Consider the following 16,382-nt stretch of genomic DNA (forward strand, 5'->3'; position numbering starts at 1 on the left):
CGAACTACCGTCTGTTCGCGGCGGTCCGTCCGATTCGCCAGCGGAGTCCGGAACTTCTCGTCCGCCGTCAGTCTCGGGGACTCGGGCCCGCTTCGAGCGTCTCGAACAGGTCGAGGTACGCCTCCACCTGCCCCTCGACGGTGAACCGGTCGCGGACGAGTCGCCGTCCGCGGCGGCCCGCCTCGTCGGCCCTCTCGGGGTCCCCGAGGAACGATTCGAGGGCGTCCGCGAGTTCGCCGACGTCCCGGGGGTCCACGACCCGTCCGGTCGCGCCGTCGTCCACCAGTTCGGACGCGCCGCCGAACCGCGTCGTCACGACGGGCGTCCCCGCCGCGAGGGCTTCGAGGTTCACCGTCGGGAACGGGTCGAGGTGGACGGAGGGCGTGGCGACGACCGCGGCGGCGCGGAACGCCCGCCGGAGGTCCGCCCGCGGAATCCACCCCGTCGTGACCACCTTCTCGCCGTGGGGGGCCGCGAGCGCTCGCATCCTCGCCGCGAACTCGTCGTCGCCGGTCACGAGGAGGCGAACGTCGTCGTCCGTCCGGTCGGCGACGCGCCCGAACGCGGCGGCAAGGTGCGCCCCGCCCTTGGTGTAGCCGGTTCGACCGCCGAACAGGACGATTCGGGCGTCGTCGAGGCCGTACGCGTCGCGGAACGCCTCGTCTTCGCTCGCCGCCGCGCCGAGAACGGCGCGGAACGCCGCCGCGTCCACGCCGTTGTGAACCGTCCGGTGACACGGCATCCCGTTGGCCGTCAACGCCCGACGGAGGGCGTCGCTGACGGCGACGCCCACGTCCACGTGGCGTCGGAGCGTCCGGCGGTTGTGCCGGTTCCGGAGGGGGAAGTACCGGAGGCCCTGTTCCCGCGCCTGCCGAACCGGGTCCGCGCGGTAGGCGGACCCGGCCACGGGGAGGTTCCGCGGCGCGTCCGCGACGTGGGCGGTGTACTCGCCGTAGGCGAACGTCCCGGCGTCGTGGTACGTCTTCACGACTGGCGCGTCGCACTCGCCCGCGGCGGCGACTGCGGCGTTCGACAGGTAGTGCGCGTTGTGGACGTGAATCGCGTCGGGGTCGAACCCGTCGAGGAAGTCGGCGACGCCGCGCGCGGCGAGGGGGTTCGAGACAGTCAGGTACGGGAGGGCGCGCCGCCACCGCGGCGTCCACAGGCGGCGGACGCGGACGCCGGCGTCCGAGACGACGGACTCGCCCGTCTCGCTTCGGTCCGGCACCGTCGTGACGACGGCCACCTCGCGGCCGCGTCGGGCGTACCCCTCGGCGAGTTGGGCGGCTATCTTCTGCGCGCCGCCGCGTTCCCACGGCGGATAGCCGTCCGAGAGCAGGCAGATTCGGGTCACAGGTAGCCCAAATCGCCCAAGTTCTCGGCCACGTCGTCGGGGATGTCCCGCGACGCGCCGCCCTCCGTCCCTTCGGTCTCCGAGAGCGTCGAGATCAGTCGCTCTCGCGCGTCCGGCGGCACGTCGCCCTCGTCCACCGCGTCCGCCTCGGCGGCGTCCCAGTCGAGTTCGACCCACCGGCGGGCGTCGCCCACCGCGTCGAGTTTCCACCGACCCGTCACGGCCGTTCGCCGCGGCGCGTAGACGAACTCAGCCTCGACGGACTCCGGCGGGTGCGACGGCACGACGCCCGCGTACTCCGCGAGGGCCGCGTCGCGCGTCTCCGATCTGTCCGCCGCCAGAAGCGACCGCGACTCGTCGTACTCCAGACCGGCGGCGGCGCGAATCGTCTCCGCGACGCCGGTCGTCTGCACGAGGTCCGTCCGCCTGTCGGAGTCGAACGCGGCGGGGTACCGGACGACGAGGGGGACGCGAAGCAGGGGGAACCGAATCGACGTCTGGTGGTCCAGCAGGGTGCGTTCGGTCGTCGGGTCCGCTGGGTCGCCGCGCACCCGTTCGCCGAGGTGTTCGCCGTGGTCGCCCGTCACCACAACCAGCGTCTCGTCCAGCACTCCGCGTTCGCGCAGGGCGTCCACGATACGTCCGATCGCGGCGTCGGCGTACGCGAGTTCGTCGCGGTACCGCGCCCGGAGGTACGCCACCTCCGACGCGTCGAGGGTCCGTTCGCCGGTCCGAATCGCCCAGATGTCGTCCATCAGGTCGCTCATCCACTCCGTCTCCTCCTCGTCGGTGTCGCACCCCGGCGGGCGGACGTCCGACCGGAACTCCGGCGGGAGGTAGAAGGGGAGGTGGGGGTTCATCAGGTGGGCGTAACAGAAGAACGGCCGGTCGTCGGCCGCGAGTTCGGCGAAGCGTTCCTCGGCGATTCGGGCGGCGCGTTCGCTCGCGCGCACGTTGTCCAACCACGCGTCGCCCGTCGCCTCCTGCAGTTGGAACGCGGCGACGTTTCCGAGACTCTTCAGGGGCGCGTCCGACGCGAGGGCCCGCCGAACGACCGTCGCGTACCACTCGGGGCCGCGCGTGACGCCCTTCGAGAGCGTTCGAACGTCCTCGCCCCCGTCGAAGTAGCGGTGTTCGGGGCCGGTGAACTCCTCGACGCGGTCGAACCCCCGGCCTTGGGGGAGCCAATCGCCGATCCACGTCTTCGGCGAGAGGTGGAGGGTCCGGTACCCCGCCGCGGCGAGGTCACGCGTCACCGTCCGCCCGGCGTCGAGTTCGAACCCCCGCGACGTCGCGCCGTGTTCGTGCGGGTACCGCCCGGTGAGGACGCTCGTCATCGCGGGGAGCGTCCACGGCGCGGGCGAGAGGGCGCGTTCGAACACCGTCCCCTCGTCGGCCAGTCGGTCGATGGCGGGCGCGTCGGCCGATCCGCCGTACGGCGGGAGGTAGTCCGCCCGGCACGCGTCGACCGCGAGGAGGAGAACGTTCGGCTTCGACGCTTCGTCCATGAGAGAGCGTCCGCCCGCCGGTCACCTTACTATGGCGGCCCCACCGACATCCGCGGACCGAAGTCGGGGTTCGGACTCACCGGTCGGCGTCGCCCGCCTCGTCGGAGTGCGGGTGGCGTTCGAGTTCGAGCGTCTCGGGGTCGAGCGTGTAGTAGGCCTCCCAGACGGGGTCGAGGCTGACGACGCGCGTGCCTTCGACCGTCGCCTCGGCGTGGCGGTGGTGGTGGCCGACGAGAAAGAGGTCAGGTTCGACCGACCGCAGTATCTCGTCCACCGCGGCGCACCCGGGGTCGCGCCCCCCGCCGACGCGGAGGAGTCCGTGCGGCGCCTCGTGGGCGAGGAACACGTCCACGTCCGACAGCGACTTCGCGCGTTCGACCTCGGACCGGACGAAGTGTCGCCGCCGCCCGCCGGTCAGTTCCTCCCGGGAGTCGTCGTACCTCGTCGGCGCGTAGTTGCCCGAGAGGCCCGCCACGCGGAGTCCGGCGACGTCCGCGGCGGTGCTGGCGAGGAGGATCGGTCGCTCCACGTCCGTCAGGGTCGCGTCGCCCCGTCGGAGGGCGTCCACCACGTCGAAGTCCTCGTTGTTCCCCGCGACGAACCACGTCGGCGCGGGCAGGTCGTAGTACAGGAGGTCGCCGACCTGCAGGGCGGCGTCGGCGTCCGTCGCGCGGTAGGCCGAGAGGAGCGACTCCCTCCGTTCCGGGTCGTCGGCGTGAGCGTCACCGAGGACGAGCATCGCGTCGTCGTAGCGCCGCCGCCCCCTTAGGGGTGGGTGGCGAGTCGCCGCCTCTCACCCCCGCCTCAGAGGATGACTTCCCCGTCGAGGAGCAGTTCCCGTTCCGTCCGCCGCGCCTCCTCGCCCTCCTCGACCAGGGTCGGCACCTCGACCGGTTCCGAGAATCGGTCGGGGTCCGGCTCGACGCGCTTCAGCATCGACGTGAACACCGTTCCCTTCCGACCCCCGGCGGAGACGATGCCGCCGTACTTTCGCTCCTCGAACGACGTCTCGTCGGGAGAGGGGAACTCCTCGCGGGTTATCTTCGCCGTCTCGCGGAGGTACTCGGCCGCCTGTCGTTGCGAGAAGTTGCTCTCCTCGTGGTACGTCTGGGCGTACTGGTCTTCGAGTCGCTCCGAGAGGTGTTCCGGCGACTCGTAGTGGACCGACTCCGTCGTGGTGTATCCGCTGGCGAACCGGATATTCACCGTGAAACTGTCCGGGTATCGCAGGATGATCGGGAAGAAGAGCGCGTCCGTGACGGTCGCTCGCTGTTGCATCCGCCAGAGCGCCTCGAAGTAGTACGACGCCAACGCGCCGATTTGGTCGTCGCGTTCGCCCCGGTTGTACGCCATCGCAACCTCTCGGTAGTCGCCGCCCGCGGTCCGTCGGAGGCGACGTTTGAAACTCTGGGCCAGTCGGTCGAGTTCCTCCTCGTAGGCGGTCAACAGCGGAACGTCGGGGTCAGCGAGCATCTCGGCCTTCCGCTCTTGGGCGTCTGCGACCCGCATCATGTTCTCATGAAACAGTCGTTCCGCGTCCTCGTCGGGGAGGGGCGTCCTGATCGCCCGGCGGTGGAGCACCCGCGCGTCGCCGTTGAATCTCTCCCCCTGCGCCTTCATAGGACATACATGGGACGCCGGGGAATATTAACTGATAGGTCGGGCGTTGCTGAATGTCCTCCCTCCGTTCACCGTCTCAGCGGTACCCGAGTCGTTCGAGTTGGCGCGCTACGTCGCCGGACACCTCGCGCCGGGTGTCCGTCGCGGCGTCGTCGGACTCCGTCCGACTGCCTACCGAGACCCCTTCGGCGGCGTCGCCCGCCCCGGGCCACGGCGGCAGGGCGTCCGACAGGCGCGAGGACTCCTCCGATGGGAGCGTCGTCTCCGCCTCCTCGGGCAGGGAGAACGCGACGGACACGTCGTCGCCGCGGGAGACGACGAGTTTCGACCCGTCGGCGTACGCCGCCTTCTTCTCGTACCCGTAGCGCGCCCCCTCGACGAGGCGAATCCTGTCGTCCGGAACCGACGCGCCGAGGGGGACGCCCGCGGCGTTCGGGTCCGCGTCTCCTCGCGGGGCGTCACCCGCGACGGCCGCGCGAACCGTCGGCGCGATGTCGACAAGCGACGTGGGGCGGTCCGCCCCCGCGAGGTCGAATCCGGCGACTCGCACCGGCACGCGGGTGATGGCCTCGTAGGGCGCGCCGCCGTGACCGACGCAGTACGCCGGTCGGGGGTCGGCGAAGTGGTCGGCGTGGAACCGCGCGCGTTCCCAGAAGCCCTCGCCGTGGTCGCCGGTGACGACGAACGCCACGTCGCCCGCGAGGTCCGTGATTCGGCGGTAGTGGGCGGCGAGGCGGTTGTCGGCGTACTCGACCGCCGCGTCGTACAGACGCCGCCGGTGCCGGCGGTATCGTTCGACCGTGGGCGTCGCGTCCACCACGTCCTCGTGGTCCCACCCCTCGATGTCGGGGATGGACAGGTCAACGTCGTGTTCGTCCGCGTAGGCCCGCGGCGGTTCGACGGGTTCGTGCAGGTCCGAGAGGTGGAGGTAGGAGAACGTCCGCCCGTCGCGGCGGTCGGCTAGCCACGCCGCGTGGTCCGAGAGCAGTCGGTGCGCGTCTGCGTCGTCGTACAGTCGGTGGCGGGCGAACCGCCCCCGAAGCGCCAGAAACGGCACGACGAACCCGAACGCGCCGTAGGTGTCGTAGCCCGCGGCGTCGAGGTGGTCCGCGACGAGAGGCGCGTCCGACTGCGGCGGCAGGCCGGTGATGTCCGCCACCGAGTTCTCGAACGCGTCGGAGCGCCGAATCGCGCGGTGGTCGTGGGGGTACCGCCCCGAGAGCAGGGAGGTCACCGAGGGGTACGTCCACGTCGCGGGCGCGACGGCGTCCGTCCCCGAGAGCGACGAGAGAAACGGCGTCAGGTCAGAATCGAGGGCGTCCGCGCGGAGGGCGTCCACCACGACGACGACGACGTGGTCGGGCGCGTCCGCCGAGAGCGAGGACGTCACCCCGGCGTCGCGTTCTCCGAACGCCCGGTCGGCGCGACGCTCCCGGATTTGACGCCGCGCGTCGGCGTACGCTCCTTCGACGGGGGCGGCGACGCCCTCCGGGACGGCGCGCCCGGCGCGCCGGACGCCCCGTTCGACTCGTTCGAGCATCGTGACTACTCGCGGAGACGCCGCGGAGGTGAAAAGACGTAGTGGCCGCCGCGAGCACACCCCCGACCGGGGCGCGTCAGGGCGCGATGCCCGCCCTGTCGGCCAGTTCCACGCCGGGTCGGCCGAACACCGACGCGAGGGCCGTCGCCGCGAACCGCGGGGTGTCCTCCGGCGTCTCCGCGGCGGCGCGCGCGAGTGAGAGCGTCGCCCGGGGGTCCCACGGCGACTCCTCCAGTCGCTTCCGCCCCGCGCGGTAGTCGGTCTGACGAACCGCGGTCCGGCGGACGTGCGGCGGGAACGCGCCGTACTCGTCGTCGTAGTAGTTCACGAGCAAGCGCCGCCCGCGGATGTGGTCCCACGAGTCCGAGACGGACTCGCCCGGCGGTTTCCCGCGGACGACGAGTGGAGCGTCCACGAAGTCGAAGCGGGTCCGCCGGGCGAGCTCTATCTTCATCCCAGAGTCGTCCGCGCCGTGGCGGTGTCTCAGCGGCAGTATCTCCTCCAGAACCCGGCGGTCGACGAGCATCGTCGAGGGGATGGCCGGGAACGTCCGAATCTTCAGGGCGTGTTCGAGAACGTCGCCGCGGACGTCCGACTGCGGTTCGACGACGCCCCACTCCTCGTCGCGCAGACCCGAGTAGACGACGCCCACGTCCTCGGAGAAGCGGGGAAGCTGCCGCGCGAACTTCTCCGGGCGGAGCCTGTCGTCGTCGTCGAGAAACTGGACGTACTCCCCCGACGCGCGTTCGGCCCCGACGCTTCTGGCCGCGTGCGGTCCCTCGTCTCTCTCCTGCGGGACGTACGTCACGGGCAGGTCCGAGTCGGCGTCGAACGATTCGACCACGGACCGGGCGTGCCCCTCCTCGGACCCGTCCACGACGATGCACTCCACCGGGCGGTGCGTCTGATCGCGCACGCTCGAAAGCGCCTCCCGGAGTCGGTCGTTCCGGTAGTAGGTCGTCACCACCACCGAGACGAGAGGGTCGTGGGCGGTGTCGGTCATCGAGGGAGAGGAGGGCTTCGACGTCGAAAAGCGCCGCGGCCGGTCGAGACTGGTCCGACTACTCCCCGACCGCCTCCGCGCGCCGTTCGACGGCGTAGACGGCCTCCATCGCGGCGTCGAACGCGCGGGGCGACCCCGGAGCCGAGAAGAGGAGGGCCGCCGCCGCGTGGTACCGGGTCGGGTCGAGACGAAGCGCCTGCCGCAGGTAGGGCCGGCCGGCGTCGAGGCGGCCCGACTCGCAGTACGTCCGGCCCACGTCCGCGAGGAGTTGCGCCCACGTCGCCGCCGGGAGTTCGTACTCCTCGGCCAGCACCGACACCGCCTCCGCGAGGTTGTCGCCGTCGGCGGAGATGTTGTCGCCCGACTCGCCCTTCACGACGAGTGCGTCGTCCACGGCGACAAAGCGGTACTCCCGCGAGAGGCGGAGGCAGAGTTCCCAGTCCTCGAAGCAGGGGAGTCGCTCGTCGAACCCGCCGACCGACTCGAAGGCGTCCCGGCGGACGAGGAGCGTCGAGGTGTACGTCGGCACGTCCATCCGGCGGACTGCCTCGCGCACGTCGCCGGACTCGCCGTCGCGCGTCAGGGGTTCGCCGTGCGCTTTCTCCATGCCGCAGTACGCGACGGCGGCGTCTTTCCCCTCCTCGCCCTCGGCCTCTCGCAGGGCGGCGAGCTGCCATTCGAGTTTCTCGGGGTGCCACCGGTCGTCGGAGTCCACGAACGCGACGAACTCGCCGTCCGACGCCGCGACGCCGCGGTTCCGCGCCGCGCTCACCCCCGAGGAGTCGTCCTGCCGGCGGTAGCGGACCCTCGGGTCGTCGTACCCCGCCACGAGTTCGGGCGTTCGGTCGTCCGATCCGCCGTCCACGACGACGAGTTCCCAGTCCTCGTGCGTCTGCGCGAGGACGCTCTCTATCGCTCCGTCCAACACCTCGGCGCGTTCGCACGTCGGGAGGACGACGCTGACGGTCATGGGCGGCGTAGACGCGGGGACGCGCCTTTACTGCGAGGGCCGAACGCGGTTCGACCGACGTTCGGCGGGAGTGACGGTCAGGATAAACTTGATGACGATATACGAAATCGGTGTTCGCTACCCTCACCGTGAACTCGGGGAGGGGACTCGGAAGGGGAGTCTCCTCTTCGTCGGACATCTCGAATTCGGCTTTCAGCCTCTCTGCCGTCTCGTGCTTGTCTATCCGTTCGTAGACGCTGACGAGGTGATCGAGCGGGAGCAGTGGTGCCTCTCGCGGATTGTCCCTCTCGAATTCGATGTCTTCTAGATCGGCGAGTGGTCTCTGGTGACGCTTCGTGCTATCGCTGAAGATCACTTCGAGTTCCTCACCGTTCGCTCCGTAGGCGTCGATCTGAGAATGGCCAACTTCGCGCGTTTCGGTGAAGCCGTCGGAGAACGCGTCTCGGAACCGTTTGGCTGTCGATCCTACGGTGAGAATATCGATGTCAGACGGATCGTCGTCGAGACCCCTGAGGACAGAATCGGTGCTGCCGATCACACACCACGTCGCAGAGTCGGGAGTCTTCGAGATAATCTCGTCTAAGAGCGCCGCGTGAGGAGCAGATAGTGGCAGACGGGTGTACCGTCACCGCGACGGGTAATCTCTACTGGAACGTACGACCAGTCTCCGCGGTCAACTGCGGTACGCGATCCACAGCGTCGCGCCCCCGCCGACGGGGAGGACGAACCAGAAACTCGCGACGCGGTACAGGAGCGCGATGGCGGCGGCGGTGGCCGTCGGAACGCCCGCGAGCGCGACCAACAGACCCGTCACCGCGGCTTCGACGCCGCCGAGGCCGCCGGGCGTCGGGAGGAGGCTCGCCATCGCGCTCGCGGGGACGATGAACGCGACCAACTGAATTGGCAGGGAGACGCCGACGGCCCGGGCGGCCAACCACAACGGGAGCGCGAAGAACGCCCACCCGACGTAGGCGAAAAGCAGCGTCTCGGCCACCCACGCCCGCCGAGCGCCGAGGTGGCCGAGCAGGGAGAAGAACCGCGCCGTGCGTTCCTCGATTTCCGCCGCCTCGACGAACCCGACGCGGGCGGCGACCGGTTCCAAAACTCGGGGTATCAACAGGATGGCTCGGTCGCGAACGCGCCAGACGAGGTACGCGAACACGGGGACGAAGACGGCTATCGCGCCGAGTCCGTACACCAACGGGCGGACGTTCCGCGGGACGCTCCCGGTGAGGCCGAGTGCGACGACGCCGACGCCCGCGAAGGAGAAGAACGGGAGGAGGTTGAGAGCGTCGGTGGTGACGACGCTGGCCAGCGACTCCTCGTAGGTCGCGTCGCGGTCCGTCGAGAGGACCGCCGCGACGAACGGGCCGCCGCCGGCCTTCCCGAACGGCGTGACGTAGTCGGCGAACGTCGCGGCGAGGTACGTCGGAACGAGCCGTCGGTACGGAATCTCCACCGAGAGCGACGAGAGCACCACGTCCCACCCCTTCGTCCAGATGGAGAGCGCCACGAGCGAACACCCGCAGGCGACGACGACGGGGACGGGGTCCGCGCTCGACAGCGCCGAGATGATGGACTGCCAGCCGAGTACGTAGCCGAAGGTGTACAGTAGTGCCGCCGCGACGGCGAAGCCGACGAGCGACTTCACCGCCGTGCGCCGGTCGAACGCGGACTCGCCCATCGGACGCTCGTTCTCGGGGCGAACCCATAAGCGGGGTGGCGGGCGAGCGACGAGAACGGGGAGACAGGAGGCGAACTGCGTCGGCCGAGAGCGCCGCTTACCCGTCGAGGACGCCCGCGACGAGTTCGCGGACGTGCTCTACCTCATCGGGGAAGATGCCGTGGCCGAGTCCTTCGTACACCTCGAACGTCACGTCGGCGTCCATGCGTTCGAGGGTTTCGACCGTCTCCTCGGCGCGTTCGAGGGGGATGTGCGGGTCGTCGTCGCTCACGCCGAGGAAGACGGGCGTGCCGTCGAGACTCCCGTCGTAGTCGCGGGGCGTCCCCTCGGGGCCGATGAGGCCGCCGGCGAGGACGCCGAGTCCGCCGTAGCGACGCGCGTTGCGGGCGACGTACTCAGAGGAGAGACACGCCCCCTGCGAGAAGCCGACGATCAGCGTCTTCTCGGCGGGGATGCCGGCGTCCTCCACCGTCTCGACGGCACTATCGACGTGTCCGAGCGCGGATGCGAGGTGCGGTTCGTTCGCGTCTATCGGCGCGAGGAACCGATTGGGGTACCACGTCCCTCGCTGCGCTTGCGGGGCGACGTAGGCGAGTCCCTCGCGGTGGAACTCCTCGGCGAACTGGAGCATCCCCCGCGCCGTCGCGCCGCGCCCGTGGACGAGAACGACGGCGGCGTCGGCGGATTCGAGCGATTCGCCCGCCGTCCGAATCGGTTGGTCGCCGTGGGGGTCCGCGGCGGACCCGCCCGCGTTGCCGTCGGCCATCAGTTGCTCACCTCCTCCGCCTCGGGTTCGAGAGCGGGCAGGTGCGCTTCGAGTCGGTCCCGGTCGTCTTCGAGCCACGGCGGCAGTTTCAGCGACGACCCGAGTTCCGCGACGGACTCGTCGCGGGTGAACCCGGGGCCGTCGGTGGCTATCTCGAAGAGGACGCCGCCGGGTTCGCGGAAGTAGACGGATCGGAAGTACTGGCGGTCCTTCTGCGGCGTGACGTTCTGCCCCGCGTTCGACAGTTCCTCGCGCCAGTTCAGTTGCTGTTCCTCGCCTTCCGCGCGGAACGCGACGTGGTGGACGGTGCCGACGCCGGGTCGCCCGCGCGGACTCTCCCGTTCGAGGAGGTCCACGACGTTCGCTCGGTCGCCCGCCGCGCGGTACCGGACGCGTTCGCCCTCCTCCGCCTCCCTCTCGAAGCCGAGGAGTTCGAGGACGCGGCCCGTGGACTCCGGCGCGGCCGACTGGAGCGTCACGCCGTGGAAGCCGCGGACGGCGCGTTCGGCCGGCACGGGGCCGTCCTCCCAGGGTTCGATGTCCGTCTCGCCCTCGACCAGTTCGAGGGGTTGCCCGTCTCCGTCCTCGAAGGGTAAGACGCCCGAACCGAAGCGTTCCGTCGGCTCTTCCGACGACACGTCGTGTTCGGCGAGGCGGTCGGCCCAGTAATCGAGGCTCCCCTCCGGGACGACGAAGGCCGTGGCGACGGCCTGCCCGCGTCCGGGGCGTCCCGGCCGTCCCTCCCCGAACGGGAAGAACGTCATCGCGGTGCCCGGCGACCCCGTCTCGTCGCCGTAGTAGAGGTGATACGTCGAGATGTCGTCGAAGTTGACCGTCCGCTTCACGAGGCGGAGTCCGAGGATGTCCCTGTAAAAGTGGACGTTCTCCTTCGGGTCGCCCGAAACGGCGGTCACGTGGTGGATTCCGTCTGTTTGCATGGTGGGCGTAACGGACCGGCGGTGCCGGTTTCCTTACGTTACCAGGTAAGGAACCGAAACCATATAGACGTTCCCGGACGAAGCCGACACCAGGTGACACTAGTGTCCCCGGAAATCCAGCAGTCAAACGAGGAGGCGTGCGTGGTCGTCGAATCGCTCGAACAGATCGGTTCTCAGTGGCGACTCATCGTCTTGCACGACCTCCAGGACGGGGAGAAGCGGTTCAACGAACTGAAGCGCTCGACGGACGCGAGTTCGCGGACCCTCTCGCGCGTCCTCGACGACCTGCAGGAACTCGGCTTCGTGAACCGTCGGTTGGAGGAGGACGCGCCCGTGGCGACGTTCTACTCGCTCACGCCGAAGGGTCGGTCGCTCTGTCCGGTGTTCGACGAGATAGAGTCGTGGGCGGACGAGTGGTTGCACTCCCCGCCTGCGGACGCGCCCGACGCCGAGACGGACGACGAGGACGCGGAGAGCGAGTCCGCGCCGAAGGCGAAGGCGGAAGCCGAGTAATCGGGGATTACGTCCCTTCGACGAGTCGGCGCAGTTGCTCCGGCGGTACCGCACCGCGCGCGCCGTAACCGTCGTACGCGAACGTCGGCACGCCCGTCACGCCCTGCTGTTGCGCCTCGGTGAACTTCTGCCGGACTTCCGCTCGGAGGTTCTCGTCGTCGAGGGCGGAGCGGACCTCTTCGGCGTCGACACCGGCGTCCTCGGCGAGTTCGACCAGCACGTCCTCGTCGCCGATGTCCCGGCCGTCCTGCCAGAGCGCCTCGTAAATCGACGTGTCGAAGTCGAGCCACGTCTCGTAGGGGTAGTGCTCTTTGACGTAGTAGGAGACCACCTGCGCGGACAGGGAGTCGATGTCGCGGGCGATTTCGACCGTCATCTCGGCGTCGTACTTCTCCGCGAGTTGGCGGACGTTCTGTTTGGCCTGCTCGAAGTACTCCTCGTCTTTGCCGTCGTCGGCGTCGTGGTCGATGGTGCCGTCGGGGTTGCGCTTCTGACTCCGCAGGTCGAACGGGTGCCACTCTATCTCCAACTCCTCCTCGCGGGAGTCTTGGTACTGCTCCAGCGACTGCCGCCCGAGGTAGCAGAACGGACAGACGTAATCGGCGTAGACGGTGATTCGGTCGGACTGCTGTTGACTCATGTTGTACTCTTAGACGAAACGACGCAAGACACTTCTTCGGATGTGTGGGCACTCCGGGAAACCGGTCGAGACGGGTATCGGTCGCGGCGGAACGGTCGAGCGACCCCTGACGAGGACCGAACGACGCCGACTCGACTCAGATATCGAACGAGACGCCCGTTCGCTCCTCGGAGAGTTCCCAGAGGCGGCGGGCGTCGTCCTCGTCGCGGGACCGGTCGCTGGACTCCTGTTTCCCCGGGTAGCCGCGCATGTTCTTCAAGCCCGTCGGGCCGACGTAGTCGCCGCCCGCCACGTCCTCGGCGGTGGCGGCGTACAGCATCGGAAGCGCGCCCGTCTCCGCGCTCTGGGCGACGACGGCGTTCGCGACGCGCATCGCCGCGAGTCGGAGTCTGGATCCCGCCATCTCCGGCCCGCGACGCTGGAGGTTCGTCGCGGCGTAGCCGGGGTGACAGCCGATGCTCGTCACGTCTTCGACGCCTGCGGAGTCGAGTCGTCGCTGTAACTCGTAGGCGAAGAGGAGGTTCGCCAGTTTGCTCTGGGCGTAGGCGTCCCACTCGTCGTACTCGTCTTCGCCGTCGATATCGTCGAAGTCCATCTCGCCGTTCTCGTGGAGGCCGCTCGACTGCGTGACGACGCGCGACTCGCCCGGCGACGCCCGGAGGGCGTCCAAGAGGAGGCCGGTGAGCGCGAAGTGGCCGAGGTGGTTGACGCCGAACTGCATCTCGTACCCCTGTTCTGTCTCGCGGCGGGGGATGGCCATCACGCCCGCGTTGTTGCAGAGGATATCGAGCGACCCGAACTCCTCGTCGAACGTCTCGGCGAACGCGCGCACCGAGTCGAGGTCCGCGAGGTCCAGTTTTCCGAGTGTGAGCGACGCCCCGGGAACCGCCTCCCGAACGTCCACCATCGCCTCGCGCCCGCGTTCGCGACTCCGACAGGCCATCACGACGTGCGCGCCCTTCCGGGCGAACGCCGTCGTCGCCTCGAAGCCGAGTCCGCTGTTCGCGCCCGTGACGACGACTCGTTCGCCCGAGAGGTCCGGCATCCGCTCCGCTGTCCACTCGTCTGACATGTCTCCGCGTACGGCCCGGAGGCGCTAAAGGCCCGCGGAGGGGGCTACTCCGCCGCGAAACTCGTCTGCATGCCCTCGGAGTTGAACGCCCGCCCGACGCCCTCGTCGTCTACGACGATGATACCCGCCTCGGAGCCGGTGAGTTCGCCGAACTCCTCGATGGCCGTCTCGGCGGCCGTCTGCGCGTCGAGGCCGCGTTCGAGGTGTCGAACCGCGCGCCGGGAGAGCGTCGTCTTGGCGATGTCCTCGCCCGCGCCTGTCGCGGACGCCCCGCCCGCGGCGGAGGCGTAGAACCCCGACCCGATCTGTGGCACGTCGCCGACGCGCCCCGCGAGGGCGAACCACCGGCCGCCGGTGGAGGTGGCGGCGGCGAACGCCTCGCCGTCCGAGGCGACGGCCCCGACGGTGTCGTGGTCCGAGAGGTCCGCCTCGTCCGTCGGATCGGCCGTCGTCTCGCCGAACCGATCGTCCAACCACGCGAGGTGGTCCCGCGGCGAACCCGCCGGCGGGTCGGCGTCGGCCCACCGCTGTCGCGTCTCCTCGGTGAACAGGTCGGCGTCCGTCTCGACGCCGAAGTCGGCCGCGAGGTCGACCGCCGGGTCGCCCGCGACGAGGACGTGCGGCGTCTCCTCCATCACCGCGCGGGCGACGGAGACGGCGTGTTCGACGCCCGCCATCCCCGCGGCGGCCCCCGCCTCCCGGTCGCTGGTCATCAGGCCCGCGTCGGTTCTGACGACGCCGTCCGACTGGACCGCGCCGCCGACGCCCGCGTTGAACGCCGGGTCCGTCTCCAGCACTCTGACGGCCGCCTCGACGGCGTCGACCGGCGTCTCGGCCGACGCGCCCGTCGCCGCCGCCTCGTCGAGCGTCTCCTGTCGCGGTTCGGGGTCGTCCGGAACGCCGCCCGCGCCGCCGTGGACGATTACTCGCATACGCGACGCTCCGACCGCCGCCAGAAAAGTCGTGCCGATATCGCCCGCCGTCGCGGAGTCGAGAGCCGGGGACCCGTCGGAGACACGTGACAGCGATCCGAAAGAAACACCAGCCCAGACGGCGAGCGTCCGCGCATGACGGTGTACGACCGGTCGTCGTCCGCGGGCCTCGAACGGATAGACGAGTGGGACGGCGGCGTCGGATGGCTTTCCCACCCCGAGGAAGCGGGGCGGCGGGCCTCCCACGCCGTTCGGGGGTCGGACGGGGGCGTCTGGCTGTTGGACCCCATCGACGCGCCCGGCGCGGACGAACTCGCGAGCGAACTCGGGGAGGTGGTCGGCGTCGCCGTCTGTTCGAACTGGCACGCCCGCGACGCCGGCGCGTTCGCCCGACGGCACGACGTCCCCGTCTACCTCCCGCGGTGGATGGACAGAATCGAGGACCGCGTGGACGCCGAAATCCGGCGGTACGACCGCGAGTTGGGCGACTCCGGGTTCCGCGTCTCGCGCCTCGACCCGCTTCCGGGGTGGCGCGAGGCCGTCGCCTACCGCGAGTCGGACGGCACCCTCTACGTGCCAGACGTGATGAGTTCGGTCGAGGGAACGCCCGTCGGCGAGGAGCGAATCGGCCTCTTTCTCACCGCCCGTCTCTCTCCGCCGCGGGAGACGTTCGCCGCGTTCGACCCCGAGCGAATCGTGTTCGGGCACGGAACCGGCTGTTTCGAGGACGCCGCGGCCGCGCTCGACACCGCCCTCGACGGCGCGCGGCGGCGGTTCCCGCGGGCGCTTCTCCGAAGCGGCCCCGAGCAACTGCGCGGACTCGTCGATGCGCTTCGGGACTGAGAGCCGAACCGGCGTGAATCAGAAAGCGAAGAGTCGGCCTCCTCTCGTCGCTAGCCGGGCGGCGACCGGTTCACCCGGTCACAACGGTCGGGAGGCCGGTTTTCGGCGGGCGGTGAGGTGATAACCGCTGCTAGTTATCGTTCGAGACGATCAGTTTCCGCTCGTCGTGGTGTTCGACGAATTACCCGTCGCGCCGTCGCCACCACCGCCGACGGGTCCGGTCACCGCGGCATCGAACGGTCCGGTGTTTATCTCGTCTTGGAAGCGGTTGTAGACCGCTTCCTCGTTTTCTTCGGGGATCGGACTGAACTCGACGGTGACGATTTCGTCGGAGTCGCCGAAGAGGGTGGACTCTTGACGCAGCGCGAATATCGTCGGTCGGAGTTTACGCAGTTCCTCCTCGTCGACGCCGTTGGCCTCTATCGGTTCGTCACCGACGACTATCTCCTCTTCGTCGTCGTCGTCCTGGTAGTCTCCGAAGTCGTCGTTCTCGACGAAGTCGTCGTCGACGACCGCACCGAATCGCTCGTCGTACGGGCCGATTTGGGCCTCGTTAGCCGGGTAGAGGGGAACGTTCGCGTTTAGGGGGTTGACGTAGCGGATCGTCCGCGTGTTGTAGTTGCTGTAGACGTTGTCCGTAATCTCCTCTGCCTCCGGCTGGAAGTCGATGACGGGCGAGGCGATGGTGAATAGCCCGGACGGGACGAAGTGCTGGCGGTACATGAGCCCCTTCATCGCCTCTTGCTCGTTGAAGAGGTTGCCGACGTCTTCGTCCGAGTCGTCACCGAAGATGACGTCGTCGCCTTCCTGCGCGGCCGCGCTCCCCATTCCGGACGAGAGAATCCCAGCACCGGCAGTAATGGCTGCGCCTTTCTTTAGGAACTCTCGCCGAGAGTCCCTGATCCTGTTCACGAAGCTTCGTTGGGTATCGTCAGTCATCGTGGTTCGCTCCACCTAATGTATGCCAGTTAACAGCATACGCACACTGCCTGCGTGAGT

General features: G+C 69.4%; 17 protein-coding genes. 3 read left to right on the plus strand and 14 right to left on the minus strand.

Features of this window, described 5'->3' with window-relative positions; translation table 11 throughout:
* Nucleotides 1-67 precede the first annotated feature (67 nt).
* The 7 genes from ACZ522_RS07570 to ACZ522_RS07600 form a co-directional block, all read right to left on the minus strand.
* A complete protein-coding gene (locus ACZ522_RS07570; RefSeq protein WP_464391801.1) occupies nucleotides 68-1,354 on the minus strand; it encodes a glycosyltransferase family 4 protein in 1,287 nt (428 codons plus the stop codon).
* Nucleotides 1,351-2,862 carry a sulfatase gene (locus tag ACZ522_RS07575; protein ID WP_379693294.1) on the minus strand — a complete coding sequence of 504 codons (1,512 nt, stop codon included), beginning with the start codon at nucleotides 2,860-2,862 and terminating at the stop codon, nucleotides 1,351-1,353. Before ACZ522_RS07575 ends, ACZ522_RS07570 begins: the two co-directional genes overlap by 4 nt.
* A 76-nt stretch (nucleotides 2,863-2,938) precedes the next feature.
* The gene (locus ACZ522_RS07580) at nucleotides 2,939-3,601 is read right to left on the minus strand and encodes a metallophosphoesterase family protein (protein WP_379693291.1); all 663 of its coding nucleotides are present in this window, start codon (nucleotides 3,599-3,601) and stop codon (nucleotides 2,939-2,941) included.
* 65 nt (nucleotides 3,602-3,666) lie between these two features.
* Complete coding sequence (locus tag ACZ522_RS07585; RefSeq protein WP_379693288.1) at nucleotides 3,667-4,482, minus strand: hypothetical protein; 816 nt, start codon at nucleotides 4,480-4,482, stop codon at nucleotides 3,667-3,669.
* Between the two features lie 76 nt (nucleotides 4,483-4,558).
* Nucleotides 4,559-6,022 carry a sulfatase-like hydrolase/transferase gene (locus ACZ522_RS07590; RefSeq protein ID WP_379693285.1) on the minus strand — a complete coding sequence of 488 codons (1,464 nt, stop codon included), beginning with the start codon at nucleotides 6,020-6,022 and terminating at the stop codon, nucleotides 4,559-4,561.
* A gap of 76 nt (nucleotides 6,023-6,098) precedes the next feature.
* Nucleotides 6,099-7,025, minus strand: a complete 927-nt coding sequence (locus ACZ522_RS07595) for a glycosyltransferase family 2 protein (RefSeq protein WP_379693282.1) — start codon at nucleotides 7,023-7,025, stop codon at nucleotides 6,099-6,101.
* Nucleotides 7,026-7,083: 58 nt separating this feature from the next.
* On the minus strand, nucleotides 7,084-7,995 hold the full coding sequence (locus tag ACZ522_RS07600) for a glycosyltransferase family 2 protein (RefSeq protein ID WP_379693279.1): 912 nt from the start codon (nucleotides 7,993-7,995) through the stop codon (nucleotides 7,084-7,086).
* On the opposite strand from ACZ522_RS07600, the gene ACZ522_RS07605 reads away from it, so the two are divergent.
* Nucleotides 7,994-8,302, plus strand: coding sequence for a hypothetical protein (locus ACZ522_RS07605; protein WP_379693277.1), 309 nt, complete (start codon nucleotides 7,994-7,996; stop codon nucleotides 8,300-8,302). The two genes, ACZ522_RS07600 and ACZ522_RS07605, sit on opposite strands and share 2 nt — an antisense overlap.
* 366 nt (nucleotides 8,303-8,668) lie before the next feature.
* Here the strand turns inward: ACZ522_RS07605 and ACZ522_RS07610 are convergent, their stop codons facing one another.
* From ACZ522_RS07610 to ACZ522_RS07620, 3 genes are all read right to left on the minus strand, one after another.
* Nucleotides 8,669-9,679 carry a lysylphosphatidylglycerol synthase transmembrane domain-containing protein gene (locus tag ACZ522_RS07610; protein WP_379693274.1) on the minus strand — a complete coding sequence of 337 codons (1,011 nt, stop codon included), beginning with the start codon at nucleotides 9,677-9,679 and terminating at the stop codon, nucleotides 8,669-8,671.
* Between the two features lie 97 nt (nucleotides 9,680-9,776).
* Nucleotides 9,777-10,445 carry an alpha/beta hydrolase gene (locus ACZ522_RS07615; RefSeq protein ID WP_379693271.1) on the minus strand — a complete coding sequence of 223 codons (669 nt, stop codon included), beginning with the start codon at nucleotides 10,443-10,445 and terminating at the stop codon, nucleotides 9,777-9,779.
* Entirely contained in the window at nucleotides 10,445-11,383 is a 939-nt protein-coding gene (locus tag ACZ522_RS07620; protein WP_379693268.1) for a ring-cleaving dioxygenase, read from the minus strand. Before ACZ522_RS07620 ends, ACZ522_RS07615 begins: the two co-directional genes overlap by 1 nt.
* 102 nt (nucleotides 11,384-11,485) lie before the next feature.
* Between ACZ522_RS07620 and ACZ522_RS07625 the strand changes: the two genes are divergently transcribed.
* Entirely contained in the window at nucleotides 11,486-11,896 is a 411-nt protein-coding gene (locus tag ACZ522_RS07625; RefSeq protein ID WP_379694539.1) for a winged helix-turn-helix transcriptional regulator, read from the plus strand.
* A 7-nt stretch (nucleotides 11,897-11,903) separates the two neighbouring features.
* On the opposite strand, the gene ACZ522_RS07630 is transcribed toward ACZ522_RS07625, so the two are convergent.
* The 3 genes from ACZ522_RS07630 to ACZ522_RS07640 form a co-directional block, all read right to left on the minus strand.
* Nucleotides 11,904-12,536: a DsbA family oxidoreductase gene (locus ACZ522_RS07630; RefSeq protein WP_379693265.1), complete on the minus strand. Its 633-nt coding sequence runs from the start codon at nucleotides 12,534-12,536 to the stop codon at nucleotides 11,904-11,906.
* Nucleotides 12,537-12,672: 136 nt separating this feature from the next.
* Nucleotides 12,673-13,608, minus strand: coding sequence for an oxidoreductase (locus ACZ522_RS07635; protein ID WP_379693262.1), 936 nt, complete (start codon nucleotides 13,606-13,608; stop codon nucleotides 12,673-12,675).
* 44 nt (nucleotides 13,609-13,652) lie between these two features.
* A complete protein-coding gene (locus tag ACZ522_RS07640; protein WP_379693259.1) occupies nucleotides 13,653-14,540 on the minus strand; it encodes an isoaspartyl peptidase/L-asparaginase in 888 nt (295 codons plus the stop codon).
* A 135-nt stretch (nucleotides 14,541-14,675) separates the two neighbouring features.
* Here ACZ522_RS07640 and ACZ522_RS07645 point away from each other — a divergent pair, with 135 nt between their 5' ends.
* Nucleotides 14,676-15,383 carry an MBL fold metallo-hydrolase gene (locus ACZ522_RS07645; protein WP_379693256.1) on the plus strand — a complete coding sequence of 236 codons (708 nt, stop codon included), beginning with the start codon at nucleotides 14,676-14,678 and terminating at the stop codon, nucleotides 15,381-15,383.
* Nucleotides 15,384-15,533: 150 nt separating this feature from the next.
* Here ACZ522_RS07645 and ACZ522_RS07650 read toward each other — a convergent pair whose 3' ends face one another.
* Nucleotides 15,534-16,211, minus strand: a complete 678-nt coding sequence (locus ACZ522_RS07650) for a hypothetical protein (protein WP_379693254.1) — start codon at nucleotides 16,209-16,211, stop codon at nucleotides 15,534-15,536.
* Nucleotides 16,212-16,382 lie beyond the last annotated feature (171 nt).

This window comes from Halopelagius fulvigenes (genome assembly GCF_055398025.1).

Coding starts and splice junctions, on each gene's coding strand:
- ACZ522_RS07575 (WP_379693294.1), bottom strand. CDS start 2,862: ATGGACGAAGCGTCGAAGCCGAACGTTCTCCTCCTCGCGGTCGACGCG.
- ACZ522_RS07580 (WP_379693291.1), bottom strand. CDS start 3,601: ATGCTCGTCCTCGGTGACGCTCACGCCGACGACCCGGAACGGAGGGAG.
- ACZ522_RS07585 (WP_379693288.1), bottom strand. CDS start 4,482: ATGAAGGCGCAGGGGGAGAGATTCAACGGCGACGCGCGGGTGCTCCAC.
- ACZ522_RS07590 (WP_379693285.1), bottom strand. CDS start 6,022: ATGCTCGAACGAGTCGAACGGGGCGTCCGGCGCGCCGGGCGCGCCGTC.
- ACZ522_RS07595 (WP_379693282.1), bottom strand. CDS start 7,025: ATGACCGACACCGCCCACGACCCTCTCGTCTCGGTGGTGGTGACGACC.
- ACZ522_RS07605 (WP_379693277.1), top strand. CDS start 7,994: ATGGGCGGCGTAGACGCGGGGACGCGCCTTTACTGCGAGGGCCGAACG.
- ACZ522_RS07600 (WP_379693279.1), bottom strand. CDS start 7,995: ATGACCGTCAGCGTCGTCCTCCCGACGTGCGAACGCGCCGAGGTGTTG.
- ACZ522_RS07610 (WP_379693274.1), bottom strand. CDS start 9,679: ATGGGCGAGTCCGCGTTCGACCGGCGCACGGCGGTGAAGTCGCTCGTC.
- ACZ522_RS07615 (WP_379693271.1), bottom strand. CDS start 10,445: ATGGCCGACGGCAACGCGGGCGGGTCCGCCGCGGACCCCCACGGCGAC.
- ACZ522_RS07620 (WP_379693268.1), bottom strand. CDS start 11,383: ATGCAAACAGACGGAATCCACCACGTGACCGCCGTTTCGGGCGACCCG.
- ACZ522_RS07630 (WP_379693265.1), bottom strand. CDS start 12,536: ATGAGTCAACAGCAGTCCGACCGAATCACCGTCTACGCCGATTACGTC.
- ACZ522_RS07635 (WP_379693262.1), bottom strand. CDS start 13,608: ATGTCAGACGAGTGGACAGCGGAGCGGATGCCGGACCTCTCGGGCGAA.
- ACZ522_RS07640 (WP_379693259.1), bottom strand. CDS start 14,540: ATGCGAGTAATCGTCCACGGCGGCGCGGGCGGCGTTCCGGACGACCCC.
- ACZ522_RS07645 (WP_379693256.1), top strand. CDS start 14,676: ATGACGGTGTACGACCGGTCGTCGTCCGCGGGCCTCGAACGGATAGAC.
- ACZ522_RS07650 (WP_379693254.1), bottom strand. CDS start 16,211: ATGGGGAGCGCGGCCGCGCAGGAAGGCGACGACGTCATCTTCGGTGAC.